Genomic DNA, 25,081 nt, shown 5'->3' with positions numbered 1-25,081 from the left:
GAGTGCTGCATGGAGCGGGAGCAGAAGCCCGGACGGCGCGCCCTGCTGGGGGCCGCTGCCCTCGGTGCGGGAGCGATGGCGCTGAGCGGTGCGGGCACGGCGACGGCCGCGGAGACCCGGACCGCGCCGGGCGCGGCCGCGGGAACGTCCGGCCGGGGCCATGAGCTGCCGGTTCCCACCGTGATCGGCCACCGCGGCGCCAGCGGCTACCGGCCCGAGCACACTTTCGGCTCGTACCAGCTCGCCCTGGACATGGGCGTGGACATCATCGAGCAGGACCTGGTGCCCACCAAGGACGGCCATCTGGTCTGCCGCCATGAGAACGACATCACGGCCACCACGGACGTCTCCGCCCACCCGGAGTTCGCCGACCGCAAGACCACCAAGACGGTCGACGGCACCAAGCTCACCGGCTGGTTCACCGAGGACTTCACCCTCGCCGAGCTGAAGACGCTGCGCGCCAAGGAGCGCATCCCGGGCAACCGCCAGCGCAACACCCTCTACGACGGCCGCTGGGAGGTGCCCACCTTCGAAGAGGTGCTCCAGTGGGCCGAGCGCGAGGGCCGCGAGCGCGGCCGCCGGATCTGGCTGTACGTGGAGACCAAGCACCCCACCTACTTCCGCAAGCTCGGCCTCGGTCTCGAGGAGCGGGTGGCCAGGCTGCTCCGCCGCTACGGCCGCCACCGCGAGGACTCGGCGCTGTTCCTCCAGTCCTTCGAGCCCAGCAGCATCCAGCGGCTGCGCAAGCTGGTGGACACCCCGTCCGTCGTGCTGCTGTCCACCGTCGAGAGCCGGCCCTGGGACTTCGTCGAGGCGAACGACCCGCGGACGGTCGCGGACCTGGTGAAGCCCGAGGGGCTCAAGTGGATCGCGAGCTACGCCCAGGGCATCGGCCCCGATCTGTCGGTCATCATCCCCCGGACGCCGGACGGCAAGCTGGGCACGCCGACGAGCGTGGTGAAGGACGCCCACGCGGCGGGGCTGATCCTGCACCCGTACACCATGCGCAACGAGAACACCTTCCTCCCGGCCGACTTCCGGCGCGGCAGCGACCCCAACGCCTACGGTGACGCTTTCGGGGCGTTCAAGGCGTACTTCGCGACCGGGATCGACGGCATCTTCTCCGACAACGCGGACACCGCGCTGCTCGCGGCGGCGGACTTCCGCAAGTGATCCGTCCGTGAGATGCGGCGGCGGGGCGGTGGCGGAGGCGCGCGGGCGTCAACGCGCGGCCCCGCCGCTTCCCCGGTCGGGTGAGACCGCGGTCACCCGGCAACCACCCCGCGACCGGCCCTCGTCCCGCCCGGCATGGACCTTGTGAAGCAGCTGGGCCCGTTGCTGGCCGCCGAAGCGGCGGCCGAGGCACACGGCGTCGGCGTCGAGCCCGCCGAACTCGAACAGGCCGTCTGGCTGCGGCTGCTGGAACGCACCCGGGACGTCGGACCGCCGCCCCACCCCGCCCGCTGGCTGCGCTGCGCCGTACGGGCCGAGGTGCGCGGGGCCAGGCGCCGGGCGCGCCGCGAGGTGCCGTACGACCCGGTGGCCGGCGGCCCGCCCAGCGGTCCCGAGCCCCGGCCGTCCGAACACGCCGTGCTGGCCGCGGAGACCCGCCGGACGCTGCGCGCGGCGGTGCGGCGGCTGCCCGGCCGCTGCCCCGTGCTGCTCGCGGCGATGCTCTCCCGCGCGGATCCCACGTATCGCGAAATCGCCGGTCAGTTGGGAATGTCACAGGGCAGTCTGGGCCCGGTACGTTCCCGATGTCTGGGTTGCCTGCGCAGAATGCTCACGGCGGAGGTTGCGGCTCCTGAACCGTGGGGAAAGGAGCGATAGACAACCGGCGCCTCGGAGGCGGACGCCGACCACGCGGCGCCTCCACCCAGGCCATGAACCCCCGGTCGCACTCCTACCCTCACCGCGACCGGTGGACTGACGACATAGGGGAGGCATGCGCACATGGGCATGAGCGTGACCATCTCCGCGGCGACCGCGGACGACGCCGAGCAGATCCTGAAGCTGCAGTATCTGTGCTACCAGGGCGAGGCGGAGCTCTACGGCGACTACTCGATCGAACCGCTGACGCAGTCGCTCGACGACCTGCGCGCCGAACTGAGCGAGGGCTGTGTGCTCGTCGCCCGGCTCGGCGCGGAGGTCGTCGGCTCGGTCCGCGGAGTCGTCGACGACAAGGGGACCGCCGCCATCGCCAAGCTGATCGTCCACCCCCGGATGCAGCGGCACGGCCTGGGCGGACGGCTGCTCGCGGCGATCGAGGAGCGGCTCTCCGGGGAGCGGGCCGCCAAGCGGTACCGCCTGTTCACCGGCCACCGCAGCGAGGGCAATCTGCGGCTGTACCGCCGCTACGGCTACGCCCAGGTGGGCACCGAGGAGGTCAACCGCAGGCTGAGCCTGGTCACCCTGGAGAAGGACGCCACGGCCACCGCGTACGCCGCCAGCGCCTGACGCGGGGCCGCGGGCCCGCCGGGGTCAGCCCCGGCGGGCCTTCCTGAGCCACAGCAGGCCCGTGACCGGCAGGAAGATCGGGATGAACAGATAGCCCATCCCGTAGTCGGACCACACCGTCTGGTCCGGGAACGCCGACGGGTCGGCCAGGGTCCAGGTGCCCACGGTCAGCACCCCCAGCAGCTCCAGCGCACAGCAGACGATCGCCGCCTTACGGGCGCCCTCGCCGCCGCGCACCAGCGAGACCGTGATGAACGCGTACACCGCGGCGGAGACCGCCGAGAGGACGTAGGCGAGCGGGGCCTCCTGGTACTGCGCGATCAGCTGGTAGATCGAGCGGGACGCGGCGGCCACCGTGAACACCCCGTAGAGCATCACCAGCAGCCGCCCCGGGCCCTGACCGAGCCCGGTGCGCGCGGCGGATTCCGGTTTCCCGGCCGCCTTCTCTGCTTTACCGGTCGCCCTCTCGGCCGCTTTCCCGGCCGCCGGGTCCTCGGCCATCGACGCCTCCCGTGATTCAGCCACCGACGCCTCCCCAGATGTCGTAGAGCCGCACCTCGAGCACGGCCAGCACCACGGCCGCCGCGGAGACCGTCGCCGACCCCCAGCGGGTCCGCTCCGTCAGCGACATGAACGCCGCGATCGGCACCGCGAGCGCCGAGCCGATGAGATACGCCACGAAGATGGCCACACCCTGCTGGGGGTCGGCCCCGCCCGCCAGCCGCACCACTCCTATGACCAGCTGCACGATCGCCAGCAGGGCCACCACGGCCATGCCGATGAAGTGCCAGTCCTTGGTCGGCTGGTCCCGGTAGGCGGCGAAGCCGCACCACGCGGCGAGGAGGAGCGCGGTCACACCGAGCGCGACCGTCAGCGCGTCGATCAACGGGACCTCCGCGCGGTGCGGCGGCGCACCCGACGGCGGCGCACACAGGGAGTGACAAGCATGGGACGAGGGTAATCGGCGCGGCCCACCGCACTGCGCCCGGCCCCGCGCCCGGAGGGCCTCCGCCACCCCCACGTACGCTGCGGCACATGAAGATCTCCGCTGACGCGCTGTTGTTCGACAACGACGGAACCCTCGTCTCCTCCCTGGACTCGGTGCATCGCTGCTGGACCCGGTGGGCCGAGGAGCAGGGGATCGCGGCGGAGGACTTCGCCCGGGTCGAGCTGCACGGCCGCCCGGCCGACGACATCATCGCCGACCTGCTCCCCGCCGACCGCGCCCCGCGGGCCCGGGCGCGCATCGACGAGCTGGAGCTGGAGGACGTACCGGGCGGGGTGAAGCTGCTCCCCGGCACCGCCGAGCTGCTGGAGGGGCTGCCCGCCGGGCGCTGGGCCGTGGTCACGTCCGCCAATCGCGAGCTGGCCGAGGCCCGCCTGGCGGAGGTGGCGATCCGGCCCGGGACACTGATCAGCGCCGATGACATCACCCGCGGCAAGCCCCACCCCGAGCCGTTCCTGCTGGCCGCCGAGCGGCTCGGAGTCGACCCGGCACGCTGTGTGGTCTTCGAGGACGCCCCGGCCGGGCTCGCGGCGGGCCGCGCGGCCGGGATGCGGACCGTGGGATTGGCCACAACGACCGACCGGGCCGAGCTGGTCGCCGATGTCGTGGTCGAGGACCTGTCGGCCGTGACCGCACAGGTCTCCGAAGGGGGAGTGGAGATCACCTGCCGGGTCTGAACCCGGGTCCCGGCCACCCCGCCGACCGTCCACGGACCGAGCAGCGCCGTCCGTTATACGGACATGCTTGATGGGTCCGCACCAGTGTCTGTTTTACTTGCAGCCATGACCACGACGAGCTGCCGCATCCCTGCGACCGAGGCGATCCCCACGCCCGGTGCTCGTTGTCGGTGTCGAATGTGTGACTGCTGAGGGCCCCCGCTGAGCCTCGCGCCCCGAAGCGAGACCCGCTGAGCCGGATCCGTGCGTCCATCGCGCCGGACCGCGCCGCCCCGCGTCACCGGAACCCGAACCGCGCCCACACAACGGGCATGCCCTCGGGTCCACCCTGCCGCGTTCCGAAATGAACGAGCCGTGCCCGGCGGCACCAGCCGCCGTGCACTCAACAGTGATGGAAACCCTGTGATCACCACCACGGACCTGACCAAGGTCTACCGCTCACGAGGCCGCGAGGTCACCGCCCTCGACGGCGTCGATCTGCATGTCCGCGAGGGTGAGGTGTACGGCGTCGTCGGCCAGAGCGGCGCCGGGAAGTCCACCCTCATCCGCTGCGTCAACCTCCTGGAGCGCCCCACCTCCGGCACGGTCAGCGTGGCCGGCCAGGACCTCACCGCGCTCGCCGGGCGCGGCCGGCGCGCGGGGTCCGCGCTGCGCCAGGCCCGCAGCCGCGTCGGCATGGTGTTCCAGCACTTCAACCTGCTCTCCTCGCGCACCGTGCGGGACAACGTCGAGCTGCCCCTGGAGATCCTCGGCGTCTCCGGCAAGGAGCGCACCCGCAAGGCCCTGGAACTGCTGGAGCTGGTGGGCCTCGCCGACAAGGCGAAGGCGTACCCCGCACAGCTCTCCGGCGGCCAGAAGCAGCGCGTCGGCATCGCCCGCGCGCTCGCCGGCGACCCCAAGGTGCTGCTCTCGGACGAGGCGACCTCCGCGCTGGACCCCGAGACCACCCGCTCGATCCTCCAGCTGCTGCGCGACCTCAATGAGCAGCTGGGCCTGACCGTGCTGCTCATCACCCACGAGATGGACGTCGTCAAGACGATCTGCGACTCGGCCGCGCTGATGCGCGACGGGCGGATCGTGGAGTCCGGCAAGGTCAGCGAGTTGCTGGCCACGCCCGGCTCCGAGCTGGCCCAGGAGCTCTTCCCGGTCGGCGGGGTGCCCTCGGGCGAGGACCGCACGGTCGTGGACGTCACCTTCCAGGGCGAGGCGGCCACCAAGCCGGTCATCTCCCAGCTGTCCCGTACGTACAACATCGACATCTCGATCCTCGGCGCCGCCATGGACACCGTCGGCGGCCACCAGGTCGGGCGGATGCGGATCGAGCTGCCCGGCCGGTTCGAGGAGAACGTCGTCCCGATCGGCTTCCTGCGGGAGCAGGGCCTCCAGGTCGACGTGGCGGCCATCGCCGACGGCCCGCGCGCGAACCCGACCCCGCTCCTCAAGGAGGGCGCCAAGTGACCTGGTCCGAGATGGAGCCCCTGCTGGAGCAGGCGTGTTGGGACACCCTCTACATGGTCGGCTGGTCGGCGCTGATCGCCGTCGGCGGCGGACTGCCGCTCGGCGTGCTGCTGGTCCTCACCGACCGCGGCGGGGTACTCGAGAACGTGGTGGTGAACAAGGTCGTCGGGCAGGTCGTGAACATCGCCCGCTCAATGCCGTTCATCATCCTGATGGTCGCGCTGATCTCCTTCACCCGCGCGATCGTCGGCACCACCATCGGCCCCGAGGCCGCCATCGTGCCCCTGGCCATCGGTGCCATCCCCTTCTACGCCCGGCTCGTGGAGACGTCGGTGCGCGAGGTGGACGGCGGGCTGGTGGAGGCCGTGCAGTCGATGGGCGGCTCCACCTGGACGGTGGTCCGCAAGGTGCTGCTGCCCGAGTCGCTGCCGTCGCTGATCTCCAGCGCGACCACCACGATCGTCGCGCTCATCGGCTACTCCGCGATGGCCGGCACGGTCGGCGCCGGTGGCCTCGGTGACCTGGCGGTCCGCTACGGCTATCTGCGGTTCGAGACCAAGCTGATGTGGATCACCGTCGCCATCCTCGCGGTGGTCATCGCCATCATCCAGTTCGCGGGCGACCTCGCCGCCCGCGCCCTGTCGCACCGCGGCCGCTCCTCGGTCGCCCCGCGGCTGGTGCTGCTGCGCGGCGGCGCGTCCCGGGCCCGGAAGCCCGCTCCGGCGCCGGAGCGGCGGGCCGCGCCCGCCGAGATCGAGACCGTGGAGCCCACCAAGGTCCCCTGAGCCCCCACACCCCCGCACCCCGTACCACCCCGCCCGAATTCCGCTTCCGCACCCGCGGCGGATTCGTGCGCCCCTGAAGAAAGGCACTTTTCGTGCGCAACACCACCAAGACCGTCACCACCGTCCTCGCCGCCGGAGCGCTCGCCCTCGGTGCCGCCGCGTGCGGCGCCCCGGGTTCGTCGGACGACAAGAACGGCGCGCTGGTCGTCGCCGCGAGCCCCGTCCCGCACGCGGAGATCCTCGACTACGTCAAGGACCACCTGGCCGACAAGGCGGGCCTCAAGCTCGAGGTGAAGGAGTTCACCGACTACAACACGCCGAACCTCTCCACCCAGGACGGCTCGGTCGGTGCCAACTACTTCCAGAACCAGCCGTTCCTCGACGACTTCAACAAGAAGAAGGGCACCGACATCGTGCCCGTCGTCACCGTGCACCTCGAACCGCTCGGCCTCTACTCGCACAAGGTGAAGAAGGCCGACGAGCTCAAGAAGGGCGCCACCGTGGCCGTCCCGAGCGACACGGTCAACGAGGCCCGCGCGCTGAAGCTGCTGGACACAGGCGGCGTCATCAAGCTCAAGAGCGGCGTCGGCAACGAGGCCACCCCCAAGGACATCACCGCCAACCCCAAGGGCCTGAAGTTCAAGGAGCTGGAGGCCGCCCAGCTGCCGCGGTCGCTCGACGACGTGGACGCCGCGGTCATCAACGGCAACTACGCCATCGAGGCAAACCTCAAGCCCGCCAAGGACGCCATCATCCTCGAATCGCCCAAGAACAACCCGTACGGCAACTTCCTGGCCGTGAAGAAGGGCAACGAGGACGACCCGCGCGTCAAGAAGCTGGCCAAGCTCCTCACCTCCCCCGAGGTGAAGAAGTTCATCAAGGACAAGTACCAGGGCTCCGTACTGCCGTCCTTCTGATCCGCGGCACACCGTCACACCGCAAGGAATACGCCGACGTTACCCGCCCGCCGGCGGATCCCCGAGGCTCCGCATCCGGACCACAACCGGATGCGGAGCCTTCCGATTCACCCCCCGTGCTGCGTTTCCCCTGCGTGATGCTGCATGCTGGGCCTTTCCACGGCCCAGACAACCACCCCGGTTACGGAGCGGCGCATGACATCCACCTTCCCGGACATCTCCATCAGCACGGAACGGCTGGTGCTGCGCCCGTTCGAGGAAGCGGACATACCCGCGCTCGCGGACATGATGAACGACGAAAGCGTCATCGCCTGGACCCGGGCGCCCTATCCGTACAACCTCGCCGACGCCCGCGACCAGGCGCTGCGGCTCGCCCCGGCGGAACGGACCACCGGCCGCGGAATCGTCTTCGCGGTCGCCGAATTCCTCACCCAGCGGCTCGTCGGCATCGTGCATCTGCGCAATACCGACTGGCGGCTGCTGGCCACCGAGGTCAGCTATATCGTCGCCCACTGGGCGCGCGGTGAGGGCTATGCCTCGGAGTCGGTGCTGGCCGTGGCCCGCTGGCTGTTCCACGACCAGAAGTTCGAGCGCCTGGAGCTGCGCACCGCCGCCGGTAACACCGCCGCCCAGCAGGTCGCCCAGAAGGTCGGCTGCGTCAGCGAGGGCGTATTGCGCCACGCCTGGATAGCCCGCATCCAGACGGAGGACGGCGGCTGGACCGATCTGCGCACCGACCTCATCGTCTGGAGCCTGCTCGCCGAGGATCTCGACGGCGCCTCCGACCGGATCTCCGGGCCCGACGGATTCGGCGTCTACCCCACCTACTCCGACTGGGGCTGACCCCCGGCCGCATCCGGCCGGGGCGGACATCCGGCGCATTCGCGCCGTCCGCGCCTCGGCGCACCACCCCAGCGCCCGCCCCCGCTCCGGCGGTCCGGACCAGCCGGGGTACTCTCTGTCCGCGCCGAGCCCCCCGGGTCTCGGCGGCGTCCGTGGCCGTGACCCGCGCATCCGCGGCGCACCGGCCGCGACCGCCCGTGGACCTCCGCGAGCACCACACCGCGACGCATCCGCACCCCACCGCGACGCACCCGACAGACCCGACCCGCCACACATAGGGGAGAACAAGGACGATGGCCGACCGCGTCACGGTGATCGGTTGGGACGGCACCCCGCTCACGGACGCGGCCCGCTCCGCCCTCGGCGCGGCCACCCTCGTGGCCGGCGCCGCCCATCACCTGGCGCTGCCCGAAGTGCCGCCCGGCGCCGAGCGGATCCGGCTCGGCAGCGTGGACCTCGCGGCCCGCAGGATCGCCCAGCACCGCGGCTCCGCCGTGGTCCTGGCCGACGGCGACCCCGGCTTCTTCGGCGTCGTCCGCGCACTGCGCGCCCCCGAGCACGGGCTCGAGGTCGAGGTCGTCCCCGCCGTCTCCTCCGTCGCCACCGCCTTCGCGCGGGCCGGGATGCCCTGGGACGACGCCCAGGTCGTGGTCGCCCACAGCCGCGATCTGCGCCGCGCGGTCAACGTCTGCCGCGCCCACACCAAGGTCGCCGTCCTCACCTCGCCCGGCGCGGGGCCCGCCGAACTCGCGCTGCTGCTCGGCCCGGTGCACCGCACCTTCGTCATCTGCGAGGCCCTGGGCACCGAGCGCGAACAGGTCACCGTGCTGACCTCCGACAAGGCCGCCGACCACGCCTGGCGCGACCCCAACGTCGTCATCGTCATCGGCGGCTCCGGCATAGCGCCCGTCCGCGGCGGCTCGTCGGCCGGTGCCGGCCGCGGCGCGCTCCAGGGCGGCGGCTGGATCGCCGGACGGGAGCCCGGCTATCCCGGCACCGTCCGCGGCTGGGCGCTGCCAGGACCCGCGTACGGGACCGCGCTGAGCGAGAGCGAGTCCCCGCAGCTGCGCGCCCTTCAACTCGCCCGCGTCGGCCCCCGCCTGGGCGACCTGGTCTGGGACATCGGAGCGGGCAGCGGCGCGGCGGCCGTCGAGACCGCCGGGTTCGGTGCCGCCGTCATCGCCGTCGACCGCGACCCGGACGCCTGCGAGCGCACCGCCACCCTGGCCCGCCGCTTCGCCGTACAGCTCCAGGTGGTCCAGGGCGTCGCGCCCGAGGTGCTGGAGGATCTGCCGGAGCCGGATGTGGTGCGGATCGGCGGCGGGGGCGCGCCCGTGGTCGCCGCGTGCGCCGCGCGCCGCCCCGAGCGCATCGTCACGCAAGCCGCGACCCGGGACGAGGCGGAGGCCATCGGCGCGGCGCTGGAGGACGGCGGCTACGCCGTCGAATGCGTGCTGTCGCAATCCGTCGAACTGGACACGCGGGGCTGGACCGAACGGGAGCGCGCGGTCGCCTTCATGCTGTGCGGCCACCGCCCGCACCAGTGATTTTGTCCTTGTGACGTTCGCCCCGAGCTTCGCCCCGGTGACCTGCTCCGGGCACCGCCCGGGGTAGGCTGGCGGATCGTTGTACTGCCTATACCGCTGCCCGGCGTTCGGTGCTTTATTGGCCAAAGGCCGGAATGTGCCCCTCCCTTGGCGGGGCCGCGGTAGGCAAGCCTCGGGCGTGTCTACGTGCCGCGCACGGCGCATGCTCGTTCTTGCTCAGGGGGCTTGCTCTCGGCGGTAGGCGGTTGGAAGGAGCACTAGCGATGGGCGAGGGGTACGCATGACCGACACCGGCCAGGTCCCGGGCGAGGGACTGCCGGAGAACGCAGGCGGACGACTCGGACATCCGCACCCGGCGGATGTCCACGCCCCGCCCGCCGACGCCGGTTACACCGAACAGCCGCAGCCCGGTGTCCCTCCCGGCGCCGCCTACGCCTTCCCCGACGGCTCCGAACACGTGGGCGAGGAGGACGACCTGCTGCTGATGCCGGGCGCCCAGGGCGCCTGGAGCGAGCAGCAGGCCCAGTACCAGACCGGGGCGTACGAGGCGGGCGTGCTCGACCCCGCCGCGTACGCCGAGGCCCAGATGCCCGAGCCACAGCCCGTGGCGGAGCAGCCCGTACCGCAGCAGGCCCCCGCCCCGGCCGCTTACGCGGCGCCCGCCGCCCCCGCCCGGCGGCCGCTCCACATGGGCCCGCCGGTGCCCGACACCTCCAACGGCGTGGTGCGTTCGCTCGCCGACCGGGGTCCGGCGGCGGGGCGGCACGCCGCGCCCGTACGCCAGCCGGAGTCCCAGCCGCAGGAGCAGCAGGTCCCGCCCGAGCAACAGGCCGTCCCGGAGGTCCCGGACCCGCAGGTCGCGCCCGAGCAGCAGCCGCAGGTGCCGCACCAGGTCGCGTCCCAGCCCGAGGCGCTGTCCGAGCCGCAGCCGGAGTACGGGGTGGGGGCGCGGCAGGGCGTCCCGGCGCCCGAGCAGGGCGGGATGGCCGGGCAGGGCGGGATGCCCGAGCAGCCGTTCGCCGGGCCCGAGCAGTTCGTCATGCCCGAGCAGCCGTTCACCGCGCCGGAGCTGTTCGCCGTTCCCGAGCATCAGCCGGTCATGCCTGAGCAGCAGCCGGTCATGCCCGAGCAGCCGCTGGCGGCGGACTACTCCACCGCGCCCCAGTACGCCGCCGGACCGCAGTACTTCACCCCGCAGCCCGAAGACCCGGGTCGGCTCCCCGGGCCCCAGCTCGCGGACCTCTCGCAGCTCGTCGACGCCCCGCCGCCGGGGGACGCGTGGGACTCCACGCCGCCGGTGCGGCAGGCCGTTCCCGTGGAGACGGGGATTCCGGCCGAGGAGCCCCAGGTCGCGGAGGTACTCGAAGCGGAGCCCGCTCCCGAGCAGTTCGCCCAGCCCGAGGCGGTGGCGCCTGAGGCGCAGCCGGTCCCGATGGACCAGGGGTATGTGGACCCGGCTGCCGTGGATCCGCACCAGACGGGTGCGACCATCCCGGCCCAGGCCGGGGCGCCCGTCGTGGAGCCCGCCCCGCAGGCCGCCGTGGCCGAGGACCAGGTTGTCGACATCCCGGCCCAGGCCCAGACCGAGCCGGTCACCGAATTGCCCGAGGCCCAGCCCGTCCCGGCTCCGGTCGCGGGGGCCGCGCCGGAGATTCCGGCGCAACTGGCCCATGAGCCGATCGCGATCCAGGTGCCGCCCGCTCCCGCCGCCGAGGCCCCCGCCGAGGAGGCCGTTCGGCAACTCCCTGAGCAGCCCGCCGAAACGGTGGAGCAGACCGCCGTGGCCCCGGGTCACTCGATAGTGGCCGACGAGACGCCTCGGCCCGAGGAGTCCGCAGCCGAGGAACCGTCCGCCGCCGAGGCGTCCCACCGGGAGGCGCCCGCCGAGCCGCAGGCGGAGGGGGCACCTGAGGCGGAGGCCGCACCGGAGACCGAGGCCGAGGCCGTGATGCCGGAGGAGTCCGCCGAGGAGCGGATGGCGGCCGAGGCGCCTGAGCAGACGGCGGCCGAGCCGGAGCCCGAGCCGACCGCCGCCGAGCCGGAGCCCCCCGAGGCAGCGGCCGAGGGCGTGGCTGAGGAGCCGTCACCGGAGGAGCATGCTCCCGGGGCCGAAGCGGCGGACACCCCGGACGCCGAGGCCGCCGCGAGCGAAGCGCCCGAGGCGGAGGCGTCCGAGACCGCCGAGGCCGGGGCGACGTCCGCGGAGCCGGAGGCACAAGCGGCCGCCGAGGCAGCACCGGAGGCCGGTACGGAGGCCATCGAGCCCACGGCGGAGGCTGAAGCAGGGGCGGAGGCCCAGCCCGCCGAACCCGAGGCCGCAGCCCTCGATTCGGCCCCCGAAGGCGAAGCCACCGAGCCCGAGACCATCGAGCCCGAGACCATCGAGCCCGCGACCATCGAGCCCGAGACCCGGGCCGCGGAGCAGGACGCCCCGGAGCCGGAGGCCGGTGCCCCGGAATCCGATGCCCCGGAAGCCACCGAGCCCGAGCCCGGGACCGCCGGACCGGAGGCCACGGACGCGGAAGCCGCCGACCCCGAAGCCACGGAGCCCGAAGCCGGCGCGGCCGAAGCCGACACGGCCGAAACCACCGACGCCGAGGCCATCGCCCCCGAGCTGGAGCCCGAGTCGGAATCGGAACCCGAGACGGCCCCCGAGGACACCAACCCCGAGGACGACACCTCCGAGACGGGCCCCGAATCCGCCGCGGAGCCGGAGCCCGAGCCCGAGCGGGAGCCGGAGCCCGAGGCGGAAACCGAGCCGGAGCGGGAGCCGGAGCCCGAGGCGGTCCCCATCCCCATCGGCCCCCGCGCCGAAGGGTACGACGAGGCCGAGCGCGCCGCCGTCCACCGCGTGATGCGCGAGCGCCGGGACATCCGTAACGGCTTCCGGCCCGACCCCATCCCGCACGAAGTCCTGCTGCGCGTCCTCGAGGCCGCGCACACCGCGCCCAGCGTGGGGCACTCCCAGCCGTGGGACTTCGTCGTGATCCGCTCGGCGGAGACCCGGCGCGCCATGCACGAGCTGGCCATGCGCCAGCGGGACGCGTACGCCAAGTCGCTCCCCAAGGGCCGGGCCAAGCAGTTCAAGGAACTGAAGATCGAGGCCATCCTCGAGACGCCGGTCAACATCGTCGTCACCGCCGACCCCACCCGTGGCGGCCGCCACACCCTCGGCCGGCACTCCCAGCCGCAGATGGCGCCGTACTCCTCCGCGCTCGCGGTGGAGAACCTGTGGCTCGCCGCCCGTGCCGAGGGCCTCGGCGTCGGCTGGGTCAGCTTCTTCGACGAGCGCGAGATGGTGCGGGAGCTCGGGCTGCCCGAGCATCTGGAGGTCGTGGCGTATCTGTGTGTCGGATACGTCGACGAGTTCCCGGAGGAGCCGGAGCTGATGAAGGCCGGGTGGTCCAAGCGCCGCCCGCTGTCCTGGGTGGTCCACGAGGAGTCGTACGGCCGCCGCACCCTGCCCGGCGGGGACCCGCACAATCTGCTCCAGGAGACCCTGCGGGGCATCCGCCCGCTGGACGCCAAGGCGCTCGGCGAGGCGTGGGAGCGGCAGAAGCGGATGACCAAGCCGTCCGGCGCGCTCGGCATGCTGGAGATCATCTCCGCCCAGCTGAGCGGGCTGTCCCGGCAGTGCCCGCCACCGATCCCGGAGCCCGCGGCCGTCGCGATCTTCGCGGGCGACCACGGGGTGCACGCACAGGGCGTCACCGCCTGGCCGCAGGAGGTCACCAGTCAGATGGTGGCCAACTTCCTGGGCGGCGGCGCGGTCTGCAACGCCTTCGCCGGTCAGGTGGGCGCCGAAGTGTGCGTCGTGGACGTCGGCGTGGCGAGCGATCTGCCCAGCACTCCCGGGCTGCTGCCGCGCAAGGTGCGGGCGGGCACCGGAGACTTCACCGCCGGCCCCGCGCTCACCCGTGAGGAGGTGCTGCGCGCCATCGAGGTGGGCATCGAGACGGCCCGCGATCTGGTGGCCGCCGGGAACAAGGCGCTGCTCACCGGGGAGATGGGGATCGCCAACACGACCGTGTCGGCCGCCCTGGTCTCCATCTACACCGGCGCCGACCCGGCCGAGGTGACCGGGCGCGGCACGGGCATCAACGACGAGATGCACGCGCGCAAGATCGATGTCGTACGGCGCGGTCTCGAGCTGCACCAGCCCGATCCGGCCGACCCCATCGGCGTCCTGTCGGCGATCGGCGGCCTGGAGCACGCCGCGATCGCCGGGTTGCTGCTGGGCGGCGCCTCGCTGCGTACGCCAGTGATCCTGGACGGGGTGAGCGCGGGCGCCGCCGCGCTGGTCGCCCGCGCCATCGCGCCCGAGGTGCTGGCAGCCTGCATCGCGGGCCACCGCAGCGCCGAACCGGGCCATGTGGCGGCGCTGAACAAGCTGGGCCTGCGCCCCCTGGTCGACCTGGATCTGCGGCTTGGCGAGGGCACCGGGGCGCTGCTCGCCCTCCCGGTGGTGCAGAGCGCGGCACGGGCGATGCACGAGGTGGCCACGTTTGACTCCGCGGGGGTCACGGAGAAGAACTGATGCGTGCCCCCGCCGCGTAGGGTGTCGGCGGGGGCCCCGCCCCACAGACGATCAGCCGCTCCAGCGCCGCAGCGGCCGTTGCTTCGCACGAGGAGAGCCGCACCGCCATGTCCGAAAACTTCGCATACCCGGTCGGGCTGCGCCTTTCCGGGCGGCGTGTCGTCGTCCTCGGGGCGGGTCAGGTCGCCCAGCGCCGGCTGCCCGCGCTGATAGCGGCCGGTGCGGACATCCTGCTGATCTCGCCGTCCGCCACGGCCTCCGTCGAGGCCATGGCCGAGGCGGGGGAGGTGCGCTGGGAGCGCCGCCGCTACCAGGAGGGCGACTTCGAGGGCGCTTGGTATGTCCTGATCACCACCGACGACCCGGAGGCCAACGCCGCCGCGTCCGCCGAGGCCGAGGCGCGCCGCGTCTGGTGTGTGCGCAGCGACGACGCCGAGGCCGCCTCCGCCTGGACCCCGGCCACCGGGCGCAGCGAGGGCGTCACCGTCGCCGTCCTCACCGGACAGGACCCGCGCCGCTCCGCCGCCGTACGGGACGCCGTGGTGGAGGGGCTGCGCGACGGCACCCTCGCCGCGCCCCGCCATCGCACCCGCGGTCCCCATGTGGCGCTGGTGGGCGGCGGCCCCGGCGATCCGGACCTGATCACCGTGCGCGGCCGCCGTCTGCTCGCCGAGGCGGACGTGGTGGTGGCCGACCGCCTCGGCCCGCGCGATCTGCTCGATGAACTGCCGCCGCATGTCGAGGTGATCGACGCCGCGAAGATCCCGTACGGCCGCTTCATGGCCCAGGAAGCGATCAACAACGCGTTGATCGAGCACGCCAAGGCGGGCAAGTCGGTGGTCCGCCTCAAGGGCGGCGACCCCTTCGTCTTCGGGCGCGGCATGGAGGAGGCGGAGGCGCTCGCCGAGGCCGGGATCCCGTGCACCGTCGTGCCCGGTATCTCCAGCTCCATCAGCGTTCCGGGTGCGGCCGGGATCCCGGTGACCCACCGGGGCGTCGCGCATGAGTTCACGGTGGTCAGCGGCCATGTCGCCCCCGACGACCCCAGCTCCCTGGTGGACTGGGCGGCGCTGGCGAGGCTGCGCGGCACGCTGGTGCTGCTCATGGCCGTGGAGAAGATCGGCGCCATCGCCGCGGCCCTCGTCGCCCACGGCCGCGCCGCCGACACCCCCGTCGCCGTGGTCCAGGAGGGCACCACCCCGGCCCAGCGCCGGGTGGACGCGACGCTGGCCACCGTCGGGGAGAAGGTCGCCGCCGAGGGCGTACGACCCCCGGCGGTCGTGGTGATCGGTGAGGTCGTCGCCCTCTCCTCCCGTGACCACCGGTGACGCCATCGGGACGTAACCGCCGGTAACTTATTCACGTCGGGCTCATTGGCACCGCATCCAGGACAAGGCAGTATCACTTAAGTGGCTGATCTCATCACCGTCGATGATCCGGACGACCCGCGGCTGAGCGACTACTCGGGTCTGACCGATGTGGAGCTACGACGCAAGCGGGAGCCGGCCGAGGGCCTGTTCATCGCCGAGGGCGAGAAGGTGATCCGGCGCGCCCGGGTCGCCGGTTACGAGATGCGCTCGATGCTGCTGTCGTCCAAGTGGGTCGATGTGATGCGGGACGTCATCGAGGACGTCCCCGCCCCCGTCTACGCCGTCAGCCCCGAACTGGCCGAACGCGTGACGGGCTACCACGTCCACCGCGGCGCCCTCGCCTCCATGCAGCGCAAGCCGCTGCCGGACGCGGAGACGATCCTGGCGGACGCGCGGCGCGTCGCCATCATGGAGTCCGTCAACGACCACACCAACACCGGCGCCATTTTCCGCAGCGCCGCGGCCCTCGGCATGGACGCCGTGCTCCTCTCCCCGGACTGCGCCGACCCCCTCTACCGGCGCTCGGTCAAGGTCTCCATGGGCGCCGTCTTCTCCGTGCCGTACGCCCGCCTGGAGAGCTGGCCCCGCGGACTGGAGGCGGTCCGCGAGGCGGGCTTCAAGATCCTCGCCCTGACCCCCGACGAGAAGGCCACCACCATCGACGACGCTGCCCCGCACCGCCTGGAGCGGGTCGCGCTGATGCTGGGCGCGGAGGGCGACGGGCTCTCCACCCAGGCGCTGATGGCCGCGGACGAGTGGGTCCGGATCCCGATGGCCCACGGCGTGGACTCCCTCAACGTGGGCGCGGCGGCGGCGGTCGCCTTCTACGCGGTCACCTCGGGCAGACCGGGGCTCTGACGGCCCGCCACGTGGCGGGGCTTCGCCCCTGCCCCACCTTCCAGCCCCTCCGGCGTTTGAGGAGCGGGGTCTGGGGCGGAGCCCCAATTGTGGGAAGGGGCGGGTAGGGGAACAGCCCGCCGCAGGCGTCACGCCCCGTCGGACACGCCCTGGCGGCCGTCAGGCTCGGCCGCCACCGGGTCCAGCGCCGCCGTCGAAACCGACTCCGTCGGCCTGGGCGGCGCGCCGCCCAGCCCGTTCGCCGGGCCCTGGCAGCCCTGCGCCGCCGCGATCCCCAGCGCCACCAGCAGCGTCACCACGACGAACACGGTCAGCCGCTGCCGCAGCAGCCGGCGGTTGGGCCCGCTGGGGCGGCGTCCGTTCGGCGAGGTGCGCACGGTCTGGGCCGGGCGCCCCGTACGCGCGGGCGGCCTCGGGCCACCCCGGCGCTGTGCCGGGCGAGCGGGCGTGTTCCGCCCAGAGGGCCGTCCCGAGCTCCCGCCCGTACCGGCTCCCGGCCGCTGGGACGGGGGCCCGCTCCGCGGCGCGGGCGTACCGCCGGGGCGCCGCTCCGTGTGCTGGTCGGCGTACGCCTCCGGGCGCCGCGCCGGGGGACGGCCCGGCCCGCCGCCGTAGCCCCCGGCACCGGAGCCGTGGCCGTGCGCCTCGCGCGCGGCGATCTCCTTCAGCCGGAGCGACAGTTGCAGGGTGCTCGGCCGGTCCTCCGGATCCTTGGCCAGACAGGCGTGGAGCAGCGGCGCCAGGGCGTCGGGGACGCCCAGCAGCTGCGGTTCCTCATGGACCACCCGGTACAGCATCACCTCGGAACTGCCGTGTCCGAACGGCGAGTCCGCCGTCGAGGCGTACGCGAGCGTGGCGCCCAGCGCGAAGACGTCGGTCGCCGGGGTCACCGCCGCGCCCCGCACCTGCTCGGGCGCGAGGAAGCCGGGCGAGCCGACCGCCGTGCCCACGTGGGTGAGGGTGCTGGCGCCGGTCGCCCAGGCGATGCCGAAGTCGATGATGCGCGGGCCCTTGGGCGAGAGCAGGATGTTGGAGGGCTTGAGGTCGCGGTGGACGACCCCCGCCTCATGGACCGCCAACAGCCCCTCGGCCAGCGCCGACCCGATCGACGCGACCTGGGCGGCGGGCAGCGGGCCCTCCTCGTTCACCTTGTCGTGGAGGGAAGGGCCCGGTACGTACTGGGTGGCGAACCAGGGGCGGTCGGCCTCCAGGTCGGCGGCGACCAGCCGGGCCGTACAGCCGCCCCGGATCCGCCGCGCGGCGGAGACCTCCCGGGCGAACCGGGACCGGAACTCCCGGTCCTCCGCGAGGTCCGGCCGGATCACCTTCAGGGCCACCCGCTGCCCGCGCCGGTCGGAACCGAGGTAGACCACCCCCATGCCGCCCGCGCCGAGCCGCCGGTGGAGGCGGAAGGAGCCGACGACACGCGGGTCCTCGCGCCGGAGCCGCATCATCGCCATGTCCGTCCCCTACCTCCGGTGGGGAGGCCCCTAGGGCCTGTCCGGAGTTGTGATCTGGGCTCGCGGGGCGTGGCACGCACGCTCGCGGCGTTGCCGGAAGGCCCTGGTAGCTCCGCTACGAGGGCCTTCCGGCGCCTTGCGATCGCACGCACCACGCCCCGCTCCCTGATCCAGATCACAACTCCGGACAGGCCCTGACCCCTGGTGGGGAGCCCCATCCGCTGCCGTCTGCTTGCCGTTCGCCGTCGAACTGCCGCCGGTTCGCCGCTGTGGTTCCGTTGCCGTCCGTCTGACGTGCACAGCTTACGGATTGACGGCCCCTCGCGCTGAGAGGCCGCGCATGCGTCTGCCGATGGATTGTCAGTGGTGCCTGGGATCCTGGAGAAGTGGGCCGGAATCGTGGCAATCCGCGCTCGGGCCCGCTGCTGCGTGATCTCAAAAGGCCGTCTCAGAAGGGGGATTGAGACCGTGAAGGGTGATCGTGTGGAGATAGTCGTGGACGCGGGGGACACGACGCGGACATATGAAGTGGTGGCCACCAGGGCGGGCCGGAGGGTCGAGACGGCGGTCCGGCGGGGGGTGGTGGAAGTGAGCGAAGTCACCCGTAATGGGTCCGCGGTGCGGACGGCCCGCTTCATGGCCAACCGGGTCCTGGCCCTGGTCGAGCAGCCGGTGCCGCGGAGTGAGGAGGGGGAGGGTGAGTAGAGCCCGCGGGCGCTCGGAGGGGCATACTCCATGGACTCCGGAGGGCCTCCGGAGGGACCTCTTCCGCGGTCCCCTCCGGGAAGACCCCAAGGCGTGAGGGCGCATCTCCACCCAGGGGAGTAGTCGACGCCTCCCGGGGTCATCCTCCGGGAGGCCCGGCAATCGGTACGAAGGCATGACGCCGAGGACCGGGCCGCGCGCCTAATGTTGTCGTCAAGCGGCGGGCGCAGCACTCGTCCCCCGAGGTCAGACGCTCGCCGCCCCCAGATGTGACGGAGGAGGGACGATGGCGGACACGGCTGGACGCACGGTCATCGGAACACGTCGTCGCAGGTCCGTGAGCGCGGTGGTGGACGCGTTCGGCGGCCCGCAGACCGGCACCCGCCATCCTCTGGTCGCGGCGGCGATGGTGCTGCCGATGGCCATCCTCCTGACCATCACCTTCGGCGGCTGGGATGCCGTCGTCACACAAGCGTCGTCCGTGGCGGGAATGCTGGGGCGCTGAGCGCCCCGGGCCCGGGAGAGCGGCCCGGGCCGGGGACTTCCGGCCATTAACCCCGTGGGGACGGGGGTGCGGCGGACGGCACGAATGCCCGGACAGCTGGGGAGCTGTCCGGGCATCGCGCCTTTCAGGACTGATTCAGGTCGATGTGGATTGACGCGGGCCGCCGCAGGGACGCCTCAGTCGGACCCGTCGGCGGCGTGGTTCACGCGGAAGCCCGAGGGCGCGCGCCCACACGGGATCAGCGGGGGCGCAGGCGCCCGACACCAGAAGGGTCAGAGCCCCGGCGACCCGCCCGGCAGGAGCTACGATCCCGGGGCAGCCGATGACATGGGGGAGCCGTGAGCCAAACCGCGGCGCAGCTCGTCACCGCCCTCCGCCGGGCCCAGCGCGACGCCACCGCCGAGGTGACCGTCCTGGCCGACCGGCCCGACGGCACCGTCGTCCGGTGCGGCCACATCGTCGCCAAGGCGCATCCGCCCGGCACGGACCCGGCCGAGCTGGCCGTCCGGCTCGGCGTCGCGGCCCATCCCCGGTGCGCGGAGATACTGCTGCCGCCGGTCGACGGAATGGCCGCGCTGTCCGACGGAATGGCCGCGCTGCCCGACGGGCGGCAGGTCACCCTCTGGCCGTACGGCGAACCCGTGGCCCCCGACGCGCCGGACGCCGCCCCCTGGGTCGAGGCGGGGAAGCTGCTTGCCCGGCTGCACTCCGTGCCGATCGCCGAACTGCCCGGCCCGCTCCCGGCGATGCGCGGCCCGGACAAGGCGGCCCGCGCCATCGCCCGGCTACGGGCGGCGGCGCTCCCCGACAGCCTGGCCACCCGGGCCGTGCTGCGGGCCTGGGCCGGACTGCCCGGCTGGGCGCGCGGCGTGGACCGTACGGATCGCATGAACAAAGCCAGCGATGGCATCGAAGCCAGCGATGGCATCGAAGCCAACGAACGCAACGAAGGCAGGGCAAGCAGCGGACACCACAGGCTCTGCCACGGCGATCTCCACCTCGGCCAGCTCGTCCGCCACCGCGCCACCGACTGGCGGCTGATCGACATCGACGACCTCGGCCTCGGCGACCCGGCCTGGGACCTCGCCCGGCCCGCCGCCTGGTACGCCGCCGGGCTGCTCGCCGCCGAGGACTGGGAGCGGTTCCTGGGGGCGTACCGGGCCGCGGGCGGCTCCGCCGCGGGGGAGGGCGATCCCTGGCCGCGGCTGGACGTGCCGGCCCGCGCCCTCACCGTCCAGACGGCCGCGCTCGCGCTCGCCAAGGCGGCCGCCGCCGGGCGGGCGTTGGACGAGGCCGAGGAGGCGATGGTGGAGGCGTCCGTCCGCATCGCCCACTTCATGGAGGCCGCAGGATGAGGCCGTAGGGTGAAGTCCACGCGCCCGGACGCATGTTCCGGCGCGCTCTGTCAGAAGCATGAGGAGTTGAGCGGACCATGCAGTGTCCCAAGTGCCATGCGCCGATGCACACGTACAACCGCAATGGCGTCCAGATAGAGCAGTGCAGCGGCTGCCGGGGGATCTTCCTGGACTACGGGGAGCTGGAGGCGCTGACCCGCCTTGAGTCGCAGTGGACGCAAGCGGTGCCGCCCGCTCCGCCCGGTGCCCCGCAGGCGTACCCGGCCGCACCCGCCTGGGGCGCGCCGCAGCACGGGCACCACGGTGGCCACCACGGCCACCACAAACGCGGCTTCGGGCACATGCTCTTCTCGTCCTGAGAAGCTTCCTGGCCGGAGAAACGTCGGGAAACGTCAGAGGGCCGGAGCTTTCGCTCCGGCCCTCCGCCGATCGATGTGGACGATACTGGGATTGAACCAGTGACCTCTTCCGTGTCAGGGAAGCGCTCTCCCGCTGAGCTAATCGTCCGCAGCACTGCGTGCGCGATACTGGGATTGAACCAGTGACCTCTTCCGTGTCAGGGAAGCGCTCTCCCGCTGAGCTAATCGCGCAGGATGGATCCAATGAGGATCCGAGTGGACGATACTGGGATTGAACCAGTGACCTCTTCCGTGTCAGGGAAGCGCTCTCCCGCTGAGCTAATCGTCCGAGGTGGAGACGGGATTTGAACCCGTGTAGACGGCTTTGCAGGCCGTTGCCTCGCCTCTCGGCCACTCCACCAGCCGTGGGGGTCGAAACCCCCACACCGAGCGGACGACGAGATTCGAACTCGCGACCCTCACCTTGGCAAGGTGATGCTCTACCAACTGAGCCACGTCCGCAGGTGTCGTTTCTCCGGGGCGCTTCCGCGTCCCGGCGACGTGTTGAACTCTAGCGGATTCCGGGGCCAGCTCAAATTCCGTTTCCGCAGCGTGCTGCCCTGCTCGCGCGCCGCACTCCCTCCCGAGGCCGCCCTGACCTGGGCACCATAGACTCGCAACCGTGCACGACCTGCCCCCGCTCGCCCGCTTCGGCGGCCTGCTCGCCACCGATCTACGGGATGTCACCAGCGACCCGTCGGCCCTGGAAACCCAGGGTTTCTGGGCCGTTGTCGCGGACTTCGAGGGCCGTCTGGTCTGTGCTCGCTTCGGGGATGTACGGACCGAGCCGGTGCCGCCGCCCGCGCCCGGCGGCTGGCGCGGCCCCACGGCGGGGGAGTGGATCTCGTCACTGGACCGGGCCGCCTACACCGCGGGGGTGCGCGACGTCCGGCGGCGGATCGCGGCCGGTGAGGTCTACCAGGCCAACCTCTGCCGGGTGCTGTCCGCGCCGCTGCCCGACCTCGCCGGGGCCGATGTGGACGCGCTGACCGCGCTGCTGGCCCTGGGCAACCCCGCCCCGTACGCGGGCACCGTAAGGCTGCCGGCCCACGGGGTGGAGGTCGCCACGGCCTCGCCCGAACTGTTTCTGCGGCGCACCGGGCGCACCGTGGAGTCCGGCCCCATCAAGGGCACCGGCCGCGTCCCCGAGGATCTGCTGGAGAAGGACCACGCCGAGAACGTGATGATCGTGGACCTGGTCCGGAACGACCTGGGCCGGGTCTGCGCCACCGGCTCGGTGACCGTCCCGGCGCTCTGCGCGGTCGAACCGCACCCCGGTCTGGTCCATCTCGTCTCCACGGTGCGGGGCGAACTCGCCCCCGGCACCGGCTGGCCGGAACTGCTCGCGGCCACCTTCCCACCCGGCTCGGTCACCGGCGCGCCCAAGTCCAGCGCGCTGCGCGTCATCGAGGAGCTGGAGACCGCGCCCCGCGGCCCGTACTGCGGCGGTATCGGCTGGGTCGACGCCGACCGCGGCACCGGTGAGCTGGCGGTCGGGATACGGACCTTCTGGATCGACCGCGGCCCGGCCGGGGCCGTGCTGCGGTTCGGCACCGGGGCGGGCATCACATGGGGCTCGGACCCGGAGCGCGAATGGGGCGAAACGGAACTCAAGGCCGCCCGGCTGCTCGCGGTAGCGTCGGGTGTACAGCAGACAACGGGAAGGGCGACGCGATGAAACCGGCCATCTGGCTCGATGGATCCCTCTGCGACCCGGACAGCGCCATGGTGTCCGTGTTCGACCATGGGCTCACGGTCGGCGACGGCGTCTTCGAGACCGTCAAGGCCACCGAGGGGCGGGCGTTCGCCCTCACCCGCCATCTGCGGCGGCTGGCCCGCTCGGCCGCGGGCCTGGGGCTCCCCGAGCCGGACCTGGACGAGGTGCGGCGGGGCTGCGAGGAGGTGCTCAAGGCCCACCCCGTGGCGTTCGGACGGCTGAGGATCACCTACACCGGAGGGATCTCACCGCTCGGCTCCGACCGGGGCACGGCCGGGCCCACCGTGGTGGTCGCGCTGGTCGAGGCGGCCCGCAGGCCCGACGCCACGGCCGTGGTCACCGTCCCCTGGGCGCGCAACGAGCGCGGGGCCCTCACCGGCCTGAAGACCACCTCGTACGGCGAGAACGTGGTCGCGCTCGCCCGCGCCCGCGAGCACGACGCAACCGAGGCCCTCTTCGCCAACACGGTCGGCGCGCTCTGCGAGGGCACCGGCTCCAATGTCTTCGTGGTCCTCGACGGCCAGCTGCACACCCCGCCGCTCTCCTCCGGCTGCCTCGCCGGGATCACCCGCGCCCTGGTGCTGGAGTGGGTGGGCGCAAAGGAGACCGATCTGCCGCTGGACGCGCTGTACCGGGCCGAGGAGGTCTTCGTGACCTCCACGACCCGCGACGTACAGGCCGTCCACCGCGTGGACGGCCACACCCTGCCCGGCGCCCCAGGTCCGGTCACCGCCGAGGCCCTGCGGATCTTCGTCGAGCGGGCGGCCGAGGACATCGACCCCTGAGCGGGCTCTGGGCGGGCGGTGGGGGTATCGCACTCTGAGCGGGTATGCCCGGGACCCGACCGGCCCGTCGCGGCGGATCCGCGCCGGAAAACGGGTGACGATCGCCCGGCGGGCCGGTAGAACACCTTCGTGACCACCACTCTGCGGCCCACCGCGCCCGAACGGCTCACCGACGGCGGCGGGCGTGCCCGCGCGTACGAGGTGTGCGTCAATGGCCGCCCCGTCGGCTCCGTACGCCTCGCCACCGACGCCCGTCTGGGCCCGGCGGCCGGGCGTATCGAGCAGCTCCACATCGACGAGGCCGACCGGCACCGCGGCCGCGGCACGGTCGCCGCGCTCGCCGCCGAGGAGGTGCTGCGCGGCTGGGGCTGCACCCAGCTGATGGTGAGCGTGCCCGCGTCGGCCACGACCGCCCTCGGGCTCACGGCCGCGCTCGGCTACCGCGAGCGCGGCCGCAACATGCTCAAGCGGCTCACGGATCCGCCCGAGCTGCCGGAGGGCAGCGCGATACGTCCCCTCACGGAGGCCGACTACCCGGCGTGGCACGCCCACGAGCGGGCCGGATACGTCGCCGATCTGCTGGCGCGCGGGCTCACCCGGCAGCAGGCCGACACCAAGGCGGACACCGACTACGCGACGCTGCTGCCGCAGGGCCCGGACACCCCCGCGGCCCTGCTGCGCGTCCTCGCCCACGACGGCACGGATGTGGGCACCATCTGGATCGCGCTGCGCGAGGGGGAGCCCGACGCCGCCGAGAGCGGTGAGGCGTACGTCTACGCCGTCGAGGTCGCCGAGGAGCACCGCGGCCACGGTCACGGCCGCACCCTGATGCTGGCCGCCGAGCGCGCGAGCCTGGCGCACCGGGCGCACAGCCTGGGCCTGCACGTCTTCGGCGGCAACACCCCGGCGCTGCGGCTGTACGAGTCGCTGGGCTACGAGCCGATCGAGTACCAGTTCTACAAGCCGCTGCTGTAAGGGCCTGTTCCGAGGGCTTTCAGGGCTTCGGGAGCGCGGGACCGAGGGCTTCGGGAGCGCGGGACTGCGGGCTTTCTGGGCTTCAGGACCGCTCGGCGACGAGCCGGGCGGCGATCTCCTCGACGCGCTCCCGCAGCCCCTCCTGGCTCTTGCCGCCGTCGAGCCGTTCGCCGCCGATCACATACGTGGGGGTGCCGGTGACCCCGATCGCCTTGCCCTCGGCCTGGTCCGCGTCCACGATCAGAATGTGCCGGCCGTCGACCAGCGCGGTGTCCATCTCCTCGGCGTCCAGCCCCAGTTCCCGGGCCACCTCCACCAGCAGCGGCTCACCGCGGGTCCCGAGCTCCTCGGTGCGCTCCAGGACGGCCTCGACGAACGGCCAGCCGCGCCCCTGGGCGATGGCCTCCTCGGCCGCCTGAGCCGCCGCGTGGGCGTGTCCGTGGCGCTCGAGCGGGAAGTGGCGCAGCCGGATGTCCAGCGCGTCCTGGAAGCGGTCGCGCAGCGCGCGCAGATCGCCCAGGGCGGTACGGCAGTCGGGGCACTGCAGCTCGCACCAGACGTCGAGCACGGGACGGGGGGAGGGGTCGGTGTGGCTCATGGGACCAGTCTTCCAGCCCCCGGACCCTGCTCCCTACCCGGAGATGTCCCTGATCCCGGGCTCGGGCCATGGCCCCGGCAGCCTTACGGGGTGCACGATGGATGTACCGGAAGCCCAGTTCATGGGAG

At 72.9% G+C, this 25,081-nt stretch carries 23 protein-coding genes and 5 tRNA genes; 19 read left to right on the top strand and 9 right to left on the bottom strand.

The genetic code is table 11. The annotated features are described in order from the left end of the window. Positions 1 to 9: 9 nt before the first annotated feature. From ACMTAK_RS11885 to ACMTAK_RS11875, 3 genes are all read left to right on the top strand, one after another. A complete protein-coding gene (locus ACMTAK_RS11885) occupies positions 10 to 1,173 on the top strand; it encodes a glycerophosphodiester phosphodiesterase (RefSeq protein WP_413806177.1) in 1,164 nt (387 codons plus the stop codon). A 135-nt stretch (positions 1,174 to 1,308) separates the two neighbouring features. Then, positions 1,309 to 1,830, top strand: a complete 522-nt coding sequence (locus tag ACMTAK_RS11880) for a sigma-70 RNA polymerase sigma factor region 4 domain-containing protein (RefSeq protein WP_413806176.1) — start codon at positions 1,309 to 1,311, stop codon at positions 1,828 to 1,830. A 123-nt stretch (positions 1,831 to 1,953) separates the two neighbouring features. Next, a complete protein-coding gene (locus ACMTAK_RS11875; protein ID WP_262700894.1) occupies positions 1,954 to 2,457 on the top strand; it encodes a GNAT family N-acetyltransferase in 504 nt (167 codons plus the stop codon). 24 nt (positions 2,458 to 2,481) lie between these two features. On the opposite strand, the gene ACMTAK_RS11870 is transcribed toward ACMTAK_RS11875, so the two are convergent. Together ACMTAK_RS11870 and ACMTAK_RS11865 are read right to left on the bottom strand one after the other, a co-directional pair. After that, positions 2,482 to 2,958: a hypothetical protein gene (locus ACMTAK_RS11870; RefSeq protein WP_413812862.1), complete on the bottom strand. Its 477-nt coding sequence runs from the start codon at positions 2,956 to 2,958 to the stop codon at positions 2,482 to 2,484. Between the two features lie 16 nt (positions 2,959 to 2,974). Continuing rightward, entirely contained in the window at positions 2,975 to 3,343 is a 369-nt protein-coding gene (locus ACMTAK_RS11865; protein ID WP_020867132.1) for a hypothetical protein, read from the bottom strand. A 149-nt stretch (positions 3,344 to 3,492) separates the two neighbouring features. Here ACMTAK_RS11865 and ACMTAK_RS11860 point away from each other — a divergent pair, with 149 nt between their 5' ends. From ACMTAK_RS11860 to ACMTAK_RS11820, 9 genes are all read left to right on the top strand, one after another. Next, the gene (locus ACMTAK_RS11860; protein WP_413806175.1) at positions 3,493 to 4,140 is read left to right on the top strand and encodes an HAD-IA family hydrolase; all 648 of its coding nucleotides are present in this window, start codon (positions 3,493 to 3,495) and stop codon (positions 4,138 to 4,140) included. A gap of 402 nt (positions 4,141 to 4,542) precedes the next feature. Further along, on the top strand, positions 4,543 to 5,598 hold the full coding sequence (locus ACMTAK_RS11855) for a methionine ABC transporter ATP-binding protein (RefSeq protein WP_413806174.1): 1,056 nt from the start codon (positions 4,543 to 4,545) through the stop codon (positions 5,596 to 5,598). Continuing rightward, complete coding sequence (locus ACMTAK_RS11850) at positions 5,595 to 6,383, top strand: methionine ABC transporter permease (protein ID WP_413806173.1); 789 nt, start codon at positions 5,595 to 5,597, stop codon at positions 6,381 to 6,383. The genes ACMTAK_RS11855 and ACMTAK_RS11850 overlap by 4 nt, the downstream gene beginning before the upstream one ends. A gap of 92 nt (positions 6,384 to 6,475) precedes the next feature. Further along, on the top strand, positions 6,476 to 7,300 hold the full coding sequence (locus ACMTAK_RS11845; protein WP_413806172.1) for a MetQ/NlpA family ABC transporter substrate-binding protein: 825 nt from the start codon (positions 6,476 to 6,478) through the stop codon (positions 7,298 to 7,300). A gap of 195 nt (positions 7,301 to 7,495) precedes the next feature. Beyond that, positions 7,496 to 8,143, top strand: coding sequence for a GNAT family N-acetyltransferase (locus tag ACMTAK_RS11840; protein WP_413806171.1), 648 nt, complete (start codon positions 7,496 to 7,498; stop codon positions 8,141 to 8,143). 293 nt (positions 8,144 to 8,436) lie between these two features. Next, complete coding sequence (gene cbiE, locus ACMTAK_RS11835) at positions 8,437 to 9,690, top strand: precorrin-6y C5,15-methyltransferase (decarboxylating) subunit CbiE (RefSeq protein WP_262700900.1); 1,254 nt, start codon at positions 8,437 to 8,439, stop codon at positions 9,688 to 9,690. 280 nt (positions 9,691 to 9,970) lie between these two features. Next, positions 9,971 to 14,227: a nicotinate-nucleotide--dimethylbenzimidazole phosphoribosyltransferase gene (gene cobT, locus ACMTAK_RS11830; protein WP_413806170.1), complete on the top strand. Its 4,257-nt coding sequence runs from the start codon at positions 9,971 to 9,973 to the stop codon at positions 14,225 to 14,227. A gap of 107 nt (positions 14,228 to 14,334) precedes the next feature. Next, positions 14,335 to 15,555: a uroporphyrinogen-III C-methyltransferase gene (cobA, locus tag ACMTAK_RS11825; protein ID WP_413806169.1), complete on the top strand. Its 1,221-nt coding sequence runs from the start codon at positions 14,335 to 14,337 to the stop codon at positions 15,553 to 15,555. Positions 15,556 to 15,636: 81 nt separating this feature from the next. Continuing rightward, positions 15,637 to 16,455: a TrmH family RNA methyltransferase gene (locus ACMTAK_RS11820; protein WP_413806168.1), complete on the top strand. Its 819-nt coding sequence runs from the start codon at positions 15,637 to 15,639 to the stop codon at positions 16,453 to 16,455. A 128-nt stretch (positions 16,456 to 16,583) separates the two neighbouring features. Here the strand turns inward: ACMTAK_RS11820 and ACMTAK_RS11815 are convergent, their stop codons facing one another. Continuing rightward, positions 16,584 to 17,915: a serine/threonine-protein kinase gene (locus ACMTAK_RS11815; RefSeq protein WP_413806167.1), complete on the bottom strand. Its 1,332-nt coding sequence runs from the start codon at positions 17,913 to 17,915 to the stop codon at positions 16,584 to 16,586. Positions 17,916 to 18,383: 468 nt separating this feature from the next. Between ACMTAK_RS11815 and ACMTAK_RS11810 the strand changes: the two genes are divergently transcribed. From ACMTAK_RS11810 to ACMTAK_RS11795, 4 genes are all read left to right on the top strand, one after another. Next, positions 18,384 to 18,620 (top strand): hypothetical protein, encoded by a 237-nt coding sequence (locus ACMTAK_RS11810; RefSeq protein WP_137980317.1) that lies wholly within the window; start codon positions 18,384 to 18,386, stop codon positions 18,618 to 18,620. A gap of 286 nt (positions 18,621 to 18,906) precedes the next feature. Beyond that, complete coding sequence (locus tag ACMTAK_RS11805; protein WP_413806166.1) at positions 18,907 to 19,125, top strand: hypothetical protein; 219 nt, start codon at positions 18,907 to 18,909, stop codon at positions 19,123 to 19,125. A 338-nt stretch (positions 19,126 to 19,463) separates the two neighbouring features. Next, positions 19,464 to 20,480, top strand: coding sequence for a phosphotransferase (locus ACMTAK_RS11800; RefSeq protein WP_413806165.1), 1,017 nt, complete (start codon positions 19,464 to 19,466; stop codon positions 20,478 to 20,480). Positions 20,481 to 20,557: 77 nt separating this feature from the next. Further along, the gene (locus ACMTAK_RS11795; RefSeq protein ID WP_020867118.1) at positions 20,558 to 20,839 is read left to right on the top strand and encodes a TFIIB-type zinc ribbon-containing protein; all 282 of its coding nucleotides are present in this window, start codon (positions 20,558 to 20,560) and stop codon (positions 20,837 to 20,839) included. Between the two features lie 76 nt (positions 20,840 to 20,915). Here ACMTAK_RS11795 and ACMTAK_RS11790 read toward each other — a convergent pair. The 5 genes from ACMTAK_RS11790 to ACMTAK_RS11770 form a co-directional block, all read right to left on the bottom strand. After that, positions 20,916 to 20,987, bottom strand: a tRNA-Val gene (locus ACMTAK_RS11790). A gap of 11 nt (positions 20,988 to 20,998) precedes the next feature. Continuing rightward, positions 20,999 to 21,070: transfer RNA gene (locus ACMTAK_RS11785), tRNA-Val, on the bottom strand. A 25-nt stretch (positions 21,071 to 21,095) separates the two neighbouring features. Continuing rightward, positions 21,096 to 21,167, bottom strand: a tRNA-Val gene (locus ACMTAK_RS11780). 1 nt (position 21,168) lies between these two features. Beyond that, positions 21,169 to 21,239 (bottom strand) — tRNA-Cys (locus ACMTAK_RS11775). Positions 21,240 to 21,267: 28 nt separating this feature from the next. After that, positions 21,268 to 21,340 (bottom strand) — tRNA-Gly (locus tag ACMTAK_RS11770). Positions 21,341 to 21,500: 160 nt separating this feature from the next. Between ACMTAK_RS11770 and ACMTAK_RS11765 the strand changes: the two genes are divergently transcribed. From ACMTAK_RS11765 to ACMTAK_RS11755, 3 genes are all read left to right on the top strand, one after another. Continuing rightward, complete coding sequence (locus ACMTAK_RS11765) at positions 21,501 to 22,556, top strand: chorismate-binding protein (RefSeq protein ID WP_413806164.1); 1,056 nt, start codon at positions 21,501 to 21,503, stop codon at positions 22,554 to 22,556. Next, the gene (locus ACMTAK_RS11760; protein ID WP_413806163.1) at positions 22,553 to 23,380 is read left to right on the top strand and encodes an aminotransferase class IV; all 828 of its coding nucleotides are present in this window, start codon (positions 22,553 to 22,555) and stop codon (positions 23,378 to 23,380) included. Before ACMTAK_RS11765 ends, ACMTAK_RS11760 begins: the two co-directional genes overlap by 4 nt. A 129-nt stretch (positions 23,381 to 23,509) precedes the next feature. Beyond that, positions 23,510 to 24,355 carry a GNAT family N-acetyltransferase gene (locus tag ACMTAK_RS11755; RefSeq protein ID WP_413806162.1) on the top strand — a complete coding sequence of 282 codons (846 nt, stop codon included), beginning with the start codon at positions 23,510 to 23,512 and terminating at the stop codon, positions 24,353 to 24,355. An 82-nt stretch (positions 24,356 to 24,437) separates the two neighbouring features. Here the strand turns inward: ACMTAK_RS11755 and ACMTAK_RS11750 are convergent, their stop codons facing one another. After that, the gene (locus ACMTAK_RS11750) at positions 24,438 to 24,953 is read right to left on the bottom strand and encodes a DsbA family protein (RefSeq protein WP_413806161.1); all 516 of its coding nucleotides are present in this window, start codon (positions 24,951 to 24,953) and stop codon (positions 24,438 to 24,440) included. Between the last annotated feature and the right edge of the window lie 128 nt (positions 24,954 to 25,081).

It is taken from the genome of Streptomyces lacaronensis (genome assembly GCF_047337785.1).
In the GTDB taxonomy this organism is placed as follows: Bacteria; Actinomycetota; Actinomycetes; order Streptomycetales; family Streptomycetaceae; genus Streptomyces; species Streptomyces lycopersici.
Note: the sequence above shows the minus strand (reverse complement) of the source record. Positions and strands in the feature narration are given on the sequence as shown.